Here is a 14342-nt window from a genome sequence, read left to right as displayed (position 1 = left end):
GGGCTAGAAGGTCAGGCCGCCATGGTGAACGGCTCCAGCCCGGCGAGGCGGGTGACGACCGGCGGGGTCGGGATGGTGCGGGGCTGCATGCCCTTCACCTTGTCGGCGATCGCCTTGATATGCGCAGGGGTCGAGCCGCAGCAGCCGCCCAGGACATTGACCTGCCCCTCGACCGCCCATTCGCCGACCAGACCGGCGGTGGTCACCGGCGCTTCGTCATAGGCGCCCAGTTCGTTGGGCAGCCCGGCATTGGGATAGATCATGATGAGCGTGTCGCAGATTTCCGACAGCGTCTTCACATGCGGGCGAAGCTGCTCCGCGCCGAACGAGCAGTTCAGCCCGATGGTCAGCGGCCTGGCATGGCGCACCGCGTGCCAGAAGGCCTCGACCGTGTGTCCCGACAGGTTGCGGCCCGACAGATCGGTCAGCGTCATCGACAGCATGATCGGGATGTCGCGGCCCAGCGCCTCGCCCGCCTCGATCGTCGCCATGATCCCGGCCTTGGCGTTCAGCGTATCGAACACCGTCTCGATCAGGATGAAGTCCGCGCCGCCCTCGACCAATGCGTCGATCTGTTCGCGGTACACGTCCTTCAGATAATCGAAGTCGATCTCGCGGTAACCCGGATCGTTGACGTCCGGGCTCAGCGACAGCGTCTTGTTGGTCGGCCCGATCGCGCCCGCGACGAAGCGGGGGCGGCCGTCCTTCGCGGCGAATTCGTCGGCCAGACGGCGCGCGAGCTTGGCGCTCTCGACATTGATCTCGCGCACCAGATGTTCCGCGCCGTAATCGGCCTGGCTGATCCGGTTGGCGGAGAAGGTGTTGGTCTCGGCAATGTCCGCTCCCGCCTCGAAATAGGCGCGGTGGATGGCCTCGGGCACCTCGGGCTTGGTCAGCGCCAGTATGTCGTTATTGCCCTTCTGGTCGTGCGACAGGCCCAGCGTCCCCGCATAGGCCGCCTCGTCCAGCTTCCAGTTCTGGATCTCGGTGCCGAACGCGCCGTCGGTGATCAGGATGCGCTTGGCGGCTTCGGCCAGGAAGGTTTCGCGGGTCGTCATCGTCTTGCTCCTGCTCTGGCGAGCGTTCTTTTCATCCGGGTGGCGAGCCTCAGGCGGTTCGCCCGTGGCCTTCCCTCCCCCATCCCCTCCCGCTTGCGGGAGGGGCGTGCCTGGGTCGTAGGTTATGCGCCGTCGCCACCCCGACCCTCGAATTCATCTCTCCCCTCCCGCAGGCGGGAGGGGCCGGGGGAGGGAAAGCCACGAAGCGACACGGCCTGCCATATCGCCCCCGCCCTACCCCCGAAGGGTTAAGATCAGGCCGCCGCGACCGCCTCGGCCTTCTTTCCCCGCACGCCCAGCAAATGGCTGATCGCATAGGCCAGCTCGGCGCGGTTGAGCGTGTAGAAGTGGAACCCCTTCACCCCGCCCGCATAGAGACGGCGGCACATTTCGGCGGCGATGGTGGCGGCGACCAGCTGGCGCGCGCCGGGATGATCGTCCAGCCCCTCGAACAGACGGTCCATCCATTCGGGGATCGCCGCGCCACACATCGCGGCGAACTTGCGGGTCTGCGCGACGTTGGACACCGGCAGGATGCCCGGCACGATCTCGGCGGTGATCCCCGCGGCGGCGGCGGCATCGCGGAAGCGGAAATAGGCCTCGGGCGAGAAGAAGAATTGCGTGATCGCGCGGTTGGCGCCCGCATCGATCTTGCGCTTCAGATTGTCGATATCCGCCTTCTGGTCCGCCGAGTCCGGGTGGCATTCGGGATAGGCCGCCACCGAAATCTCGAACGGGTGCAGCTTCTTCAGGCCCGCGACCAGATCGGCGGCATTCTCATAGCCGCCGGGATGGCTGACGAAGCGCGCGCCCTCGGCAGGGGGATCGCCGCGAAGCGCGACGATATGCCGCACGCCCGCCGCCCAATATTCCTGCGCCACCTGGTCGATCTCCTCGCGGGTCGCCTCGACACAGGTCAGGTGCGCGGCGGCGTCCATCGTAGTCTCGCGCTGGATACGCGCGACGGTGGCATGGGTCCGCTCGCGGGTCGAGCCGCCCGCGCCGTAGGTCACCGACACGAAGCGCGGGTCCAGCGGCTCCAGCGTGCGGATCGCATCCCATAGCTGCGCGTCCATCTTCTCCGTCTTGGGCGGGAAGAATTCGAAGCTGACCGCGATATCGCCGCCCACATCGGCGAACAGCGGTTCCTCATGCGCCAGCGCGGCCTCGGCCCGCGTCAGGATCGTGTTCGTCATGCCGCCTTCACCCTATTCGTCTCGACGGGCCGAAGCCCCTTCTTCACACCCAGCCAGAGCTTGACGGTCAGCTCGCCGCCCTCCAGCGTCTCGGTCCGCGCCAGCGTCAGCCCGGCGGGGCCGAACCAGCCCGCCATCTGTTCGTCGGCGAAACCCAGGCGGCTATGCGCCGCCTTCTGCCGCAATTCCTCGCGATCATGCGGCGCGAAGTCGGCGATCAGCAGCCGCCCGCCCGGCCCCAGCACCCGCGCCGCCTCGGCGATCGCCGCGCCCGGTTGCTGCGCGAAGTGCAGGACATGGTGCAGGATCGCGATATCCGCCGCGCCGTCGCCCATGGGCAGCGCATAGAGGTCCGCCTGCCGCAACTCGGTATTGGCGCGGCCGTGCAGCTTGGCGCGGGCCAGCCGCAGCATCTCCGACGAGCGGTCGATGCCCAACGCCGAGTCCGCCCGGTCGCCGAACAACTCCAGCATCCGCCCCGTGCCCGTGCCGATATCGATCAGCGCGCCCAGATCGCCCTCGCCGATCAGGCCCGCCATCGCCTCCTCGATCTCGCTGTCCGCGACATGGAGCGATCGGATCGCATCCCATTCGCCCGCATGATCCTCGAACCAGGCCGCCGCGCTCGCCGCCCGGTCGGCCCGCACCGCCGCCAGCCGCGCGACATCGGCGACCATCCAGGGATCGGGCGCCTCCGCCGTCCAGCGATCGAGCGCCGCCATCATCGGCTCCACCGCCTCGCGGTCGCCCAGCGCGACGAAGACCCAGCTACCCTCCTTGCGCCGCTCGGCCAGTTCGGCATCGACCAGGATCTTCACATGGCGGCTGACCCGCGGCTGGCTCTGGCCCAGCACCTGCGCCAGTTCGCCCACCGACAGCTCCATCGACCGCAGCAGCGCCAGGATGCGCAGCCGCGTCGGATCGCTGAGGGCACGAAAGATTTCGAGCGCATTGGCCATGGATCACGATATAAAGATATCTTTATATGCGGTCAACGGAGCGAACAGATTTCGGCCGACACGGACCCGAAACGGATAATCTGCGTTGGCACGCCGATCATATGTTTAAAACGGGAGTGTTTGCCATGAAGAAGGCCCTGATCCTCGCCCTGACCGGTGCCGCCGCCTTGTCGCTGGCCGCGTGCAGCGAGAATGCCCAGCAGCAGACCGAGCAGGCCGCCGACGCCATCGGCTCGGACGTGAAGGCGACGACGCAGAATGCCTCGGACGATGTCGAGGCGGCGACCGCACGCGCGCTGAACTCGGCCGAGAATGCCATGGACAAGGCGGGCGACAAGCTGGACCGCGCCGGTGACCGGGCCGCGGCGCATGCTGACCGCGCGGGCGACAATATCGACCGTGGCCTCGACCGGGCCGGCGACAAGATCGAGCAGGGCGCGGACAATGCCCGCCAGGCGACCGGCAACGCGCTGGTCCGCGCGGGCGAGGATGTCCGCCGCTAAAGGGTTCGCCCTTCGGCAATGGGAAGCGGGTCGGCGATCAGTTCGCCGGCCCGTTTTTCTTTGGGCGATTTGCTTGGCCTTCGACTTCGCTCAGGCTGAACGGAGCGAGGGGTTCTTGGCCCCATATCCCAACGTCCGTTCAGCTCGCTTTGGTTCCGGTCGCACGGGTGGGCGGGGTTTGTGGCCCCATATCCCATCATCCGTTCAGCCTGAGCGAAGTCGAAGGCCACGCCCCGACGCTTTCAGTCGAACCGAACCTTCCCCCGCCCCGCCTTCACCTGCGCCCGCCCCTTCTTCGCATCCACCCGCCGGGTCTGGGACGCCCGAGTCGGCTTGGTCGGACGGCGCTTCTTGGGCACGATCGTCGCCTCGCGGATCAGGTCGATCAACCGCTCGCGCACCTCACGCCGGTTCATCTCCTGCGACCGGCTGGCATCGGCGCGCAGGGTCAGCACACCGTCCTTGCTCAACCGCTGCCCCGCCAGCACGGCCAGCCGCATCTTCACCGCCTCCGGCAAGCTCGGCGAGCCGCCCACATCGAAGCGCAGCAGCACCGCGCTGTCGGTCGTGTTGACATGCTGCCCGCCCGGCCCGGAGGCGCGGGTGAAGCTCTCGGCGATCTCGCGCTCGTCGATCGCGATGGCGCGGGTGACGGGGATCAGCGCCATCGCCGGTCCGCCCTAGTCGCGAAACGCGCCGAAGCGTTCGGGCAACGGGGCCTCCGCCGTGATCGGGTCCTTGGCCTCGCCGCGCGGCAGCGTCAGGCTGGCGGCGTGGAGCAGCATCCCCCCCGCCTCGCCCGCGCCGTACACGGGATCGCCCACCACCGGCGCGCCGAGGCCCGTCGCGGCATGGACGCGGATCTGATGCGTGCGGCCGGTTTCGGGACGAAACTCGACCAGCGTCCGCCCGCCCTCATGGCGCAGCGCGCGCCAGCCGGTGCGGGCCGCCTTGCCCGCCGGATCGGCGACGATCCGCCAGCCCTCTTCGCGCGTCGAGACCTTGGCCAGCGCCAGGTCGATCATCCCTTCGCCCTCGACCACGCCGTTCAGCACCGCCAGATAGCGCTTCTCGACCAGCCCGGCCTCGAACGCCTGCTGGAAGCGGGCATGCGCCTTGGGATTGCGCGACAGCAACAGGCAGCCGCTGGTGTCGCGGTCCAGCCGGTGGACCGCGGTCGGCCAGCGCTTGAACCCGAATTTGAGCGATTCCAGATGGTTTTCAAGGCTGATCGACCCGTTACGGGGCCGATCGACAGGCAAGCCCGCCGGTTTGTCGATCACCAGCGCTTCGCCGTCGATGAATAGAACGCGATCTCCGTGCATGCCGCTCCCTTGCCACCGTGCGCGCCGACATGCCAGAGGCGCGCGCGTCATGCCGACCGCCCCCGCCCTTTTCCTGCGCTTTCTCGCACTACTGACGATCGCCGCGATGCCCGTGACGGCACAGGGGCAATCCTGCGACGGCGCGCTGCCGCCGCCCGGCCCCGACGGCCGGGTCGCGGGACATTTCGCTTATGGCGATGCGCCGCCCGAGGACATCGTGCCCGCCCCGGCAGGCTTCGGGCTCAAGCCCTATTGCCGCCTGCACCGGGCGATGATCCCCGATCTTCAGCAGCTGCTCGACGCGGCCCGCCGCGATCCGTCGGTGGGGGGCACGCTGCGCGGCCTGTCCTGCCACCGCGAGGTCGCGCGCCAGCGCAACGTCTTCTGCCGCGACCGCAGCGTGTCCGCCGCCGAGCGCGCCGTCTCGGTCGCACCTGCAGGGCATAGCGAGCATGCGACGGGCTATGCGCTGGACTTCGCGGTCCGCCCGGCCAAAGGCTGCCCCGATGCCGAGGCCTGCATGGCGGCGACCCCGGCCGCACGCTGGCTGATCGCCAACGCGCCGCGCTTCGGATTCGAGATGAGCTTCCCGGCGGGCAACAGGCAGCGGGTGAAGTGGGAGCCGTGGCACTGGCGCTGGGTCGGCACCAGTCCGACCGAACCGGGCGCGGCACAGGCGCGGGCGGTGTTTGCGAAGGCACGCGCGCAGTTTCCCGCCGATCCGGGCGTGCGCGATCCGTTGAATGTGGTGGTCACGAGCCAGCCGCCTGTGCCGGTGGCGGCTCCGCCGGTGCCGGTGAGGACGAAGGGCAAGCGGCGATAGGGTTTCCCGTGGCCTTCGACTTCGCTCAGGCAGAACGGAGGTTGGGAACTGGGCTGGATACTAAACCCCGTTCAGCCTGAGCGAAGTCGAAGGCCACGCCCGACACGAAGAACGGGGACACCCTTCGGCACCCCCGTCCCTGGGTCGAATCGATAGTCAGCGATGCCTTGCCTTCCCTCGCCCCTCGCAGAGGGGAGAGGGTTGCGCAGACTTGGTCTTTGCGAAAGCAAAGGCTTAGTCGGAGCTGGGTGAGGGGTGTATGCGCGCAGCGCGCGAGCCTTTGGGCTCGCTCAACCCCTCACCCAAGCTGCGCTAGCCAGCAGGCTGGCAAGCTTCGCTAACCCTCTCCCCTGTCCAGGGGAGAGGGGAAGAAGAAGCAATGCCGATTATATCAACCAAACAGCTTCGCCGCCGTTTCGGCGATGCGCTTGCCCTGATAGCGGGCGCCGTCCAGATCGACCTGGCTGGGCTGGCGGCTGCCGTCGCCGTCCGCCAGCGTCGACGCGCCATAGGGCGTGCCGCCATGGACTTCCTTGACGCCCATCTGCCCCTGGAACCCATAATCCAGGCCGACGATGGTCATGCCGTGGTGGATCAGGTTGGTCAGGACCGAGAACAGGGTCGTCTCCTGCCCGCCATGCTGGCTGGCGGTCGAGGTGAAGGCGCCGCCGACCTTGCCGACCAGACCGCCGCGCATCCACACGCCGCCGGTCGTGTCCCAGAAGGCCGCCATCTGGCTGGCCATCCGGCCATAACGGGTGGGCGTCCCGACGATGATCGCGTCATAATTGGTCAGCGCGTCGGGGCCCTCGATCTCGGGGTGCGCGGTGTCGGTCTTGAAGTGCGCCGCGGCGACCACTTCGGCCGGGGCGGTCTCGGCGACGCGGCGGATGTCCACCTCGGCACCGGCCGAACGCGCGCCCTCGGCGATGGCGTCGGCCATCTGCTCGATATGGCCATAGGACGAGTAATAAAGGACCAGAACCTTCGCCATGTGAAATACTCCCTTGGGTGAATGGAATTATTCGGAATCGACCAGAACGATCTCGGCATCCTCGATGGCGGTGATCGTCACCGTCCGGCCTTCCGCATCGCCCGACAGCGCCGCACCATCGCGTGCCGCGAACGGCACACCGTCGATTTCGATCCGTCCGGTGGCGGGGACGAGATAGGCATGACGCCCCGCGCCCACCCGGTGCTCGACGCTTTCCCCGGCGCGCAGCGTCGCGGCCAGCACGCGGGCATCGGCGCGGATACGCAGCGCGTCGCCGTCATCGTCGAAGCCGCTGGCCAGCGTCACGAACCGGCCCGACCGCTCGCCCTTCGGAAAGGGCTTGGCGCCCCAGCTGGGCTGGCCGCCACGGCTGCGCGGCTCGACCCAGATCTGGAAGAGCGTCGTCGGCTCGTTCTCGAGATTATATTCGGCGTGGCGGACGCCCGACCCGGCGCTCATCACCTGCACGTCGCCCGCCGCGGTGCGGCCGACATTGCCCATCGAATCCTGATGGGTGATCGCGCCGGTGCGGACATAGGTGATGATCTCCATATCGGCATGGGGATGCGGCGGGAAACCGGCATTGGGCGCGATGACGTCATCGTTCCACACCCGGATCGCGCCCCAGCCCATGCGGGCGGGATCATAATAGCTGGCGAAGGAAAAATGATGCCGCGCGTCCAGCCAGCCATGATTGGCATGGCCCAGGCTTTCGAAACTGCGACGGTCGATGCCCTTCTCGGCAGTAATGGCAGTCATGGAATTTCTCCCTTGGATGCTCACAAGATAGGGCCGAATAGGATCGCGTAAACGGAAACGCTGGAAACCGATCGTTTCCACGTTCATTGTAGCGCGGAGCCGATCGCCGATGGTCGCGCGAAGGGGCAAGGGAAAGCGATGCGTCTGCCGGATCTGGAGGCCTGGGCGATCTTCGCCGCCGTGGTCGAGCATCGTTCGTTCAGCGCCGCCGCCGATGCGATCGGGCTGTCGAAGGCGACCGTGTCCAAGGCGATCACCCGGCTGGAGGCGCAGCTCAACCAGTCGCTGTTCCACCGCACCTCGCGCCGCCTGGCGCTGACCGAGGCGGGCAAGCCGCTGGCCGAGCATGCTGCGCGCATCCTGGCCGAGGCCGCGCGCCGCCGAGGAGGCCGCGCGCGACGCCGCCAGCGCGCCGGCGGGCCGCATCCGGCTGGCCGCGCCGATGTCGTTCGGCGTCACCAACATCGCGCCGGTCATCGCCGACTTCCTGGCGCGGCATCCGGGGATCGAGATCGAGCTGAGCCTGTCCGACGCCAAGGTCGATATCGTCGCGGAGGGCTATGACATCGCGCTGCGCATCGCCGACCTGCCCGACAGCTCGCTGCGCGCCCGGCGGCTGTGCGGCATCTCCACCCATGTCGTCGCCTCGCCCGGCTATCTGGCCGAACATGGCACGCCGCGCCATCCCAACGAACTGGGCGAGCATCGGCTGCTCAGCTATTCCAACGTCACCGGCCCCTGGCGTTTCCGCCATCCCGGCGGGGCCGAGGTGTCGGTGCGGCCGCAGGGTCCGCTGACCGCCAATAGCGGCGACGCGCTGGTCCCCTCGGTGGTCGCCGGGCTGGGCATCGCGCGGCTGCCGGGCTTCATCATCGGGCCGCACATGGTCAGCGGGCGCGTCGTGCCGATCCTGGAGGACTGGACCCCGCCGCCGATCGGGCTGCATCTGCTGACCCCGCCCAGCCCCTTGCGCCCCGCCCGCGTCGAGGCGCTGATCGCCTGGCTGGCCGATACGGTGCGCGATCCCTGTACCGTGGCGCGCAAACGGGAGGCGGTGCGATGAACCGGCTGCGCCCCGACGACAGCGACGCGCGCTTCATCCGCCGCATCGTCCTGACCCTGCTGGTCCTGGGCATCACCGCCGCCCTGTTCCGCGCGGGCGACCTGCTGATCCTCGCCTTCGGATCGGTGCTGGGGGCGATCGTCATCCATGCGATCGCCGACCTCTATGCCGATCACCTGCCGATCGGGCCGAAGCGATCGCTGACCCTGTCGGTCGCCACCGTGCTGGCGGTGCTGGGGTTCCTAGCCTGGCTGTTCGGCGTCGCCTTTCGCCAGCAGCTCAACACGCTGGTCACGCAACTGCCGATCCTGATCGACCAGCTCGCCGCCTGGGCGTCGCAGTCGCCGGTCGGGGCCAAGGTCGTCGACGCGGTGCGCGCCGCCTATGCGGGCAGTCGCGTCGCGCAGGATATCGGCGGCATCGTGTCGGGCGCGGGGGAGTTCGTGCTCAACTGCCTGCTCCTGCTGGTCGGCGCGCTGTTCTTCGCCGCCGATCCCAAGATCTATGAGCGGGGCTTCCTGCTGCTCGTGCCCCGCTCGATGCGGTCGGCGATGGAGGACGCGCTGTTCGACACGGGGTCGACGCTGCGCCTGTGGCTACGCGCGCAGCTGATCCAGATGACGACGATGGGGGTGCTGGTCGGCGTCGGGCTCGCCATTGCGGGCGTGCCCTCCGCCGCCGCGCTGGGGCTGCTGACCGGCCTCAGCGAGTTCGTGCCCTATGTCGGGCCGATCGCCGCGATGCTGCCCGCGCTGGGGCTGGCGGCGCAGGGCGGCAACGGCGCGATCATCGGCACGCTCATCACCTTCGCGGTCGTCCGGCTGGTCCAGACCAATGCGATCACCCCCTTCGTCACCAGCCGCGTGGTCGCCATCCCCCCGGCGGTCACGCTGTTCGCGATCATCGGCATCGGCACGATCTTCGGCCTGTTCGGGCTGTTCTTCTCCGCCGCGCTGCTGATCGTCGCCTTCACCCTGATCCGCAGCCTGTATCTGCGCGAAGTGCTGGGCGAGGATATTCCGCGCGTCGAACACCAGACGCTGCTAGGCCCCGGCGCCAAGCTGAAACCCGACGACAATGTTCCGGGTTAGGACCGAATTAACCTTTTACGTTCACTGCAGCATTGGTTAATGTTTAGAATACCAGTCGCCGGGGCACAGGGGGCGACATTTCCGCGAATGGGGACAATCGATGCGCGTATTGCTGATCGAGGACGAACCGACGACCGCCAAGGCGATCGAGCTCATGCTCGGCAGCGAAGGCTTCAACGTCTATACCACCGATCTGGGCGAAGAAGGCCTCGATCTCGGCAAGCTGTATGATTACGACATCATCCTGCTCGACCTGAACCTGCCCGACATGCATGGCTATGACGTGCTGAAGCGGCTGCGCGTCGCCCGTGTCTCGACCCCGGTCCTGATCCTTTCCGGCATCAACGAGATGGACTCGAAGGTGCGCAGCTTCGGCTTCGGCGCGGACGATTACGTCACCAAGCCGTTCCACCGCGAGGAACTGATCGCGCGCATCCACGCCGTGGTCCGCCGCTCCAAGGGCCATTCGCAGTCGATCATTCGCACCGGCAAGCTGGCGGTCAATCTCGACGCCAAGACGGTCGAGGTCGACAGCGCGCGCGTCCACCTGACCGGCAAGGAATATGCGATGCTGGAGTTGCTGTCGCTCCGCAAGGGCACGACGCTGACCAAGGAGATGTTCCTGAACCATCTCTATGGTGGCATGGACGAACCCGAGCTGAAGATCATCGACGTCTTCATCTGCAAGCTGCGCAAGAAGCTGAGCCTGGCCTGCGAGGGCGAGAATTATATCGAGACGGTCTGGGGCCGCGGCTATGTGCTGCGCGAGCCCGACGAGGGCGAACAGGCCGCCGTCGCCTGATCGACCCGGTTTCGGAAATAGGAAAAAGGCCGGTTCGCGGGGGCGGACCGGCCTTTTTTATTGTCCGGGTGTCGCGTGGCCTTCGACTTCGCTCAGGCTGAGCGGGCGGTTGGTTGGCGGCACCCATTCCCCCGCGCCGTTCGGCCTGAGCGCAGTCGAAGGCCACGCGATGAACCGCCGTCAGGCCGATGCGCGCCGCCGCCGCATCACCATCGTCAACAGGCCCAGTCCCCCGGCCATCAGCAACAGGCTGGCCGGCTCCGGCACCGGCGCGGGCGATCCGCCGCTGCTGCCCGTCCCGCCGCCCGAGCTGCTCGGCGGATTGGGTGCGGGCGGCGAATAGGTGCCGATATAGGTGCCCAGATGGAATTCGCCGTTCTGGATCAGGCTGCCGAACACGGCCGAGCCCTCGATATAATTGCCCGTCACCGCCGCCGCCTTGGGCGCCAGGACCGAGCCCTTCCACGCGGTCGTCAGCTCCAGGCTGGTCGCCTCGGGGAAGTTCCAGATGACATGCTCGCCCAGCCCCGTCGCACCGCCCAGGAAATTGTCGTCCAGCCGGATCGACGATCCGCTGACATTGACGATCACCGTATCGGCGCCATTGGTGTTGAACGCGATCTCGCCGAAGCGCGACAGGTCGGCGGCGGTCAGGTTGAAAACGCCCACGCCATTGGCGCCCACCACCGCGTTGAAGGTCGCGCGGTTGCCGCTGATCGCCACCTGCCCGGTCGCCGCCAGCCCGGCATAGCTGTTCGACAGATCGGTCATGCTGCTCGCCAGCAACGTCTTCTGCTGGTTCAGACCCGCGACGAAGCCGGGATCGCTGGTGCCCAGCCCCGCCTGGACGATATTCTGGTTGATATTGGTGTTGGACAGGAGGCCGCCGACCTTCACCGTCTGGATGCCGCCGTTCAGGTTGAAGCCGCTCTGGACATTGCCGCCGACCAGCGCCCCCGACCCGTTGTTCAGATTCTTGGTGCCGCCCAGCACGTCGCCGACCACGGTCAGGCCGGGCAGCGCATAGTCCGACGCGGCCACCGTGCGGATCTGGTAGTTGGACGAATTGCCGCTGAGATTGCCGCCGACAAAGGTCCGCCCCTCCACCTCCGAACTGGAGGTCAGGTCGCCCAGCACGATCAGATTCCACTGCTTGAGCGCGTCGATCCCCACGACCGGCGACGCGACCGCAAGCGATGGGAGGGCGGCCAGGGCCAGACCCGCGACGAGCAGACGATGTTTCATGCGTGCAGGATACGCCCCGAAGCCCTGCCAAATCATTATCGATCCGCGTCCCGATCCGGGATGGATCAGCGCCGCTCCCACACCTTCTGCCCGCCGATCCACGTCTCCTCGACCTGGGTCGCGCGCAGCTCGCTGGGGTTGGCGTCCAGCGGGTTGCGGTCGACGATCACGAAGTCCGCCTGCTGGCCCACGCCCAGCCGCCCGAACAGATCCTCGGCAAAGCCCGCATAGGCGCCGTCCATGGTGAAGGCGCGCCACGCCGCCTCGCGCCCGATGATCTCCTGCGGCTGCCACCCGCCATAGGGCTGGCCGTCCGCCCCCTGCCGGGTGATCGCCGCCGCCCAGCCCGCAAAGGGATCGGGGCTCTCGACCGGATAGTCGGACCCGAAGACCAGGGTCGCGCCGTTCTTCAGCATGGTGTTCCACGCATAGGCCCCCGACAGCCGCGCCGGGCCCAGCCGCGCCTCGGCCATCTGGCGGTCGCTGGTCTCATGCACCGGCTGCATCGAGGCGATGATGCCGTGGCGGCCGAAGCGCGGCAGGTCGGCGGGATCGACCACCTGCGCATGTTCGATCCGCCAGCGCCGGTCGCCCTTATAGGTCTCGGCCAGCTCGTCGATCGCGTCGAGCACCTGCGCATTGGCCTTGTCGCCGATCGCGTGGACCGCGACCTGATATTTGTCCATCGCCGCGCGGCTCATCAGGTTGCGGATGACGTCGTCGGTCATGAAGCCGAGCCCCGTCTGGCCAGGCGCATCGGCATAGGGCTGTTTCAGCCAGGCTCCGCGCGATCCCAGCGCGCCGTCGCCGTACAGCTTGACCCCGACCAGCCGCAGCCGGTTGTTGTACAGCCACTGGGTCGGCCCGGTGCCGCCGATCCGCACCGTATCCTCGATTCCGCCGCCATAGCTCATGATGCGGACGCGCAGATTGCCCGCATCGCCCATCCGGCGATAGGTCATCCATTCGTCCAGCGTCGTGCCCATGTCGGCGGTCGCGGTGATGCCGTGCGACAGCAGGTCGTTCTGCGCCTTCAGAAAGGCGGCGTTGCGATCCTTGGCGAGCGGCTGCGGCACCACCTTCTGGATCAGCGCCATCGCCGCGTCGACGAACACGCCCGATGGCTGGCCGCCGACCTTCTCGATCCGGCCGCCGGGGGGCGAGACGGTCTTGGCGGTGATCCCCGCCGCCTTCATCGCCGCGCTGTTGGCCCAGAGCGCATGGCCGTCGGCGCGCTCCATGATGACCGCGCGGTCGGGCACCACCGCGTCGAGATCGGCCGCCGTGGGGAAGCGGCCCAGCCCCCAGGCTTCCTGGTTCCAGCCGCCGCCCATCACCCATTTGCGATCGGGATTGGCCGCCGCATAGGCCGCGATCCGCGCCTTGGCCTCGTCCAGCGACTTGGTGGGGGCGAGATCGAGTTCGAGCAGGCGAAAGCCCAGACCCATGACATGGCCATGCGAATCGACGAAGCCGGGGATCAGCACCCGCCCCTTCATGTCGGCGCGCCAGTCCAGCTTTTCGGGGCGCTTGTCCTTGGCCGACAACAGCTTCGTCACCTTGCCGTCGGGGCTCATCAGCAGGCCGGTGAAGCGCACCACCTTGCCGTCCTTGCCCAGCGTCAGCCCCGTGACATTGTCGACCAGCCCATCGGCAAAAGCGGCGGCGGGGGTCAGCGCGATCGCCAAGGTCGCAAGCGCGGCGCGGAGGATGGGGGACGTGAAAGCAAACTGTGCCATGGGCCGATCCCTATCGGGAGATTCGAGGGGTGGGAAGCACGGTTCGATCCTGCCCGGCACGGGGAGGATTTTTAGGGCGGGTCGACATTCAGCAATGCCTTTCCCTCCCTCGCCCCTCGCAGAGGGGAGAGGGTTGCGCAGACTTGGTCTTTGCGTAGCAAAGGCTTAGTCGGAGCTGGGTGAGGGGTGGGCGCTCGCGAAGCGAGCGCGCGAGCCTTTGGGCTCGCTCAACCCCTCACCCAAGCTGCGCTAGCCAGCAGGCTGGCAAGCTTCGCTAACCCTCTCCCCTGTCCAGGGGAGAGGGAAGAAGCAATTCCGACTGTCGATCGGCCCTAGGATCGCCGCACCACCTCGCGGATCACGAAGTGCGAGGCCAGCCGCGTCACCCCCGGCAATCGCGCCAGCGTCTCGCGGTGGATACGCTCATAGCTGTCGTCACGGCGGACCTCGACCTGGATCATGTAATCCGCCTCGCCGCTCATCAGGAAACATTCGACGATCTCGGGACAGCGCAGGATCTCGCGCTCGAACGCGGCCATGGTATCCTGGCGCTGGTCCTTGAGCGTGACGTTGACCATCACTGTGGAGGGCCGCCCCCGCGCCTCATGGCTCAGGATCGCGCGATAGCCGCAGATCACCCCGCTTTCCCGCAGCTGCGCCACCCGGCGATGCGCCGCGCTGGCGGACAGTCCGACCTTCTCCCCCAGCGCAGCGCTGGTCAGGTCGGAATCGCGGGCCAGCTGGGCCAGGATGCGGCGGTCGATCGCGTCAGACATTCCTGTCCC

At 67.7% G+C, this 14342-nt stretch carries 14 protein-coding genes and 1 pseudogene; 5 read left to right on the top strand and 10 right to left on the bottom strand.

Features of this window, described 5'->3' with window-relative positions; all coding sequences use genetic code 11:
- Positions 1 to 11: 11 nt before the first annotated feature.
- The 3 genes from QE363_RS06290 to QE363_RS06280 form a co-directional block, all read right to left on the bottom strand.
- The gene (locus tag QE363_RS06290) at positions 12 to 1058 is read right to left on the bottom strand and encodes a homocysteine S-methyltransferase family protein (protein WP_309693254.1); all 1047 of its coding nucleotides are present in this window, start codon (positions 1056 to 1058) and stop codon (positions 12 to 14) included.
- A 254-nt stretch (positions 1059 to 1312) separates the two neighbouring features.
- Positions 1313 to 2254, bottom strand: a complete 942-nt coding sequence (gene metF, locus QE363_RS06285) for a methylenetetrahydrofolate reductase (protein WP_309693251.1) — start codon at positions 2252 to 2254, stop codon at positions 1313 to 1315.
- Positions 2251 to 3213: a metalloregulator ArsR/SmtB family transcription factor gene (locus QE363_RS06280; protein WP_307103305.1), complete on the bottom strand. Its 963-nt coding sequence runs from the start codon at positions 3211 to 3213 to the stop codon at positions 2251 to 2253. The genes metF and QE363_RS06280 overlap by 4 nt, the downstream gene beginning before the upstream one ends.
- A gap of 125 nt (positions 3214 to 3338) precedes the next feature.
- Here QE363_RS06280 and QE363_RS06275 point away from each other — a divergent pair, with 125 nt between their 5' ends.
- On the top strand, positions 3339 to 3716 hold the full coding sequence (locus QE363_RS06275) for a hypothetical protein (RefSeq protein WP_309693246.1): 378 nt from the start codon (positions 3339 to 3341) through the stop codon (positions 3714 to 3716).
- Positions 3717 to 3958: 242 nt separating this feature from the next.
- Here the strand turns inward: QE363_RS06275 and arfB are convergent, their stop codons facing one another.
- Entirely contained in the window at positions 3959 to 4384 is a 426-nt protein-coding gene (arfB, locus tag QE363_RS06270; RefSeq protein ID WP_219020560.1) for an alternative ribosome rescue aminoacyl-tRNA hydrolase ArfB, read from the bottom strand.
- Between the two features lie 12 nt (positions 4385 to 4396).
- Entirely contained in the window at positions 4397 to 5041 is a 645-nt protein-coding gene (locus tag QE363_RS06265; protein WP_309693244.1) for an RluA family pseudouridine synthase, read from the bottom strand.
- A 49-nt stretch (positions 5042 to 5090) separates the two neighbouring features.
- Here QE363_RS06265 and QE363_RS06260 point away from each other — a divergent pair, with 49 nt between their 5' ends.
- Positions 5091 to 5864 carry a M15 family metallopeptidase gene (locus QE363_RS06260; RefSeq protein ID WP_309693242.1) on the top strand — a complete coding sequence of 258 codons (774 nt, stop codon included), beginning with the start codon at positions 5091 to 5093 and terminating at the stop codon, positions 5862 to 5864.
- A gap of 391 nt (positions 5865 to 6255) precedes the next feature.
- On the opposite strand, the gene wrbA is transcribed toward QE363_RS06260, so the two are convergent.
- Both wrbA and QE363_RS06250 read right to left on the bottom strand, forming a co-directional pair.
- Positions 6256 to 6858 (bottom strand): NAD(P)H:quinone oxidoreductase, encoded by a 603-nt coding sequence (wrbA, locus tag QE363_RS06255; RefSeq protein ID WP_309693240.1) that lies wholly within the window; start codon positions 6856 to 6858, stop codon positions 6256 to 6258.
- A gap of 27 nt (positions 6859 to 6885) precedes the next feature.
- Positions 6886 to 7617, bottom strand: coding sequence for a pirin family protein (locus QE363_RS06250; protein ID WP_307103297.1), 732 nt, complete (start codon positions 7615 to 7617; stop codon positions 6886 to 6888).
- Between the two features lie 138 nt (positions 7618 to 7755).
- Between QE363_RS06250 and QE363_RS06245 the strand changes: the two are divergent.
- The 3 genes and pseudogenes from QE363_RS06245 to ctrA all read left to right on the top strand — a co-directional run bounded on the left by QE363_RS06245 (position 7756) and on the right by ctrA (position 10573).
- Positions 7756 to 8680, top strand: a pseudogene (locus QE363_RS06245) (LysR family transcriptional regulator).
- Complete coding sequence (locus QE363_RS06240) at positions 8677 to 9771, top strand: AI-2E family transporter (RefSeq protein WP_309693235.1); 1095 nt, start codon at positions 8677 to 8679, stop codon at positions 9769 to 9771. Before QE363_RS06245 ends, QE363_RS06240 begins: the two are co-directional and overlap by 4 nt.
- Positions 9772 to 9871: 100 nt before the next feature.
- Positions 9872 to 10573 carry a response regulator transcription factor CtrA gene (gene ctrA / locus QE363_RS06235; protein WP_307103291.1) on the top strand — a complete coding sequence of 234 codons (702 nt, stop codon included), beginning with the start codon at positions 9872 to 9874 and terminating at the stop codon, positions 10571 to 10573.
- A gap of 180 nt (positions 10574 to 10753) precedes the next feature.
- Here ctrA and QE363_RS06230 read toward each other — a convergent pair whose 3' ends face one another.
- The 3 genes from QE363_RS06230 to QE363_RS06220 all read right to left on the bottom strand — a co-directional run bounded on the left by QE363_RS06230 (position 10754) and on the right by QE363_RS06220 (position 14333).
- On the bottom strand, positions 10754 to 11818 hold the full coding sequence (locus QE363_RS06230) for a choice-of-anchor A family protein (protein ID WP_309693233.1): 1065 nt from the start codon (positions 11816 to 11818) through the stop codon (positions 10754 to 10756).
- Positions 11819 to 11883: 65 nt separating this feature from the next.
- Positions 11884 to 13557, bottom strand: a complete 1674-nt coding sequence (locus QE363_RS06225) for an amidohydrolase family protein (RefSeq protein ID WP_309693231.1) — start codon at positions 13555 to 13557, stop codon at positions 11884 to 11886.
- 332 nt (positions 13558 to 13889) lie between these two features.
- A complete protein-coding gene (locus QE363_RS06220) occupies positions 13890 to 14333 on the bottom strand; it encodes an Lrp/AsnC family transcriptional regulator (protein WP_307103285.1) in 444 nt (147 codons plus the stop codon).
- Between the last annotated feature and the right edge of the window lie 9 nt (positions 14334 to 14342).

Source organism: Sphingomonas sp. SORGH_AS_0870, from assembly GCF_031453175.1.
In the GTDB taxonomy this organism is placed as follows: domain Bacteria; phylum Pseudomonadota; class Alphaproteobacteria; order Sphingomonadales; family Sphingomonadaceae; genus Sphingomonas.
The sequence above is the reverse complement of the archived record's forward strand: the minus strand, read 5'-3'. Positions and strand labels throughout refer to the sequence as shown.

Excerpts from the sequence above, each read along its gene's own strand:
- ctrA (WP_307103291.1), top strand. The coding sequence starts at position 9,872 with ATGCGCGTATTGCTGATCGAGGACGAACCGACGACCGCCAAGGCGATC.
- QE363_RS06250 (WP_307103297.1), bottom strand. The coding sequence starts at position 7,617 with ATGACTGCCATTACTGCCGAGAAGGGCATCGACCGTCGCAGTTTCGAA.
- QE363_RS06225 (WP_309693231.1), bottom strand. The coding sequence starts at position 13,557 with ATGGCACAGTTTGCTTTCACGTCCCCCATCCTCCGCGCCGCGCTTGCG.
- QE363_RS06240 (WP_309693235.1), top strand. The coding sequence starts at position 8,677 with ATGAACCGGCTGCGCCCCGACGACAGCGACGCGCGCTTCATCCGCCGC.
- QE363_RS06220 (WP_307103285.1), bottom strand. The coding sequence starts at position 14,333 with ATGTCTGACGCGATCGACCGCCGCATCCTGGCCCAGCTGGCCCGCGAT.
- QE363_RS06230 (WP_309693233.1), bottom strand. The coding sequence starts at position 11,818 with ATGAAACATCGTCTGCTCGTCGCGGGTCTGGCCCTGGCCGCCCTCCCA.
- arfB (WP_219020560.1), bottom strand. The coding sequence starts at position 4,384 with ATGGCGCTGATCCCCGTCACCCGCGCCATCGCGATCGACGAGCGCGAG.
- QE363_RS06265 (WP_309693244.1), bottom strand. The coding sequence starts at position 5,041 with ATGCACGGAGATCGCGTTCTATTCATCGACGGCGAAGCGCTGGTGATC.
- QE363_RS06260 (WP_309693242.1), top strand. The coding sequence starts at position 5,091 with ATGCCGACCGCCCCCGCCCTTTTCCTGCGCTTTCTCGCACTACTGACG.
- QE363_RS06275 (WP_309693246.1), top strand. The coding sequence starts at position 3,339 with ATGAAGAAGGCCCTGATCCTCGCCCTGACCGGTGCCGCCGCCTTGTCG.
- QE363_RS06280 (WP_307103305.1), bottom strand. The coding sequence starts at position 3,213 with ATGGCCAATGCGCTCGAAATCTTTCGTGCCCTCAGCGATCCGACGCGG.
- metF (WP_309693251.1), bottom strand. The coding sequence starts at position 2,254 with ATGACGAACACGATCCTGACGCGGGCCGAGGCCGCGCTGGCGCATGAG.
- QE363_RS06290 (WP_309693254.1), bottom strand. The coding sequence starts at position 1,058 with ATGACGACCCGCGAAACCTTCCTGGCCGAAGCCGCCAAGCGCATCCTG.
- wrbA (WP_309693240.1), bottom strand. The coding sequence starts at position 6,858 with ATGGCGAAGGTTCTGGTCCTTTATTACTCGTCCTATGGCCATATCGAG.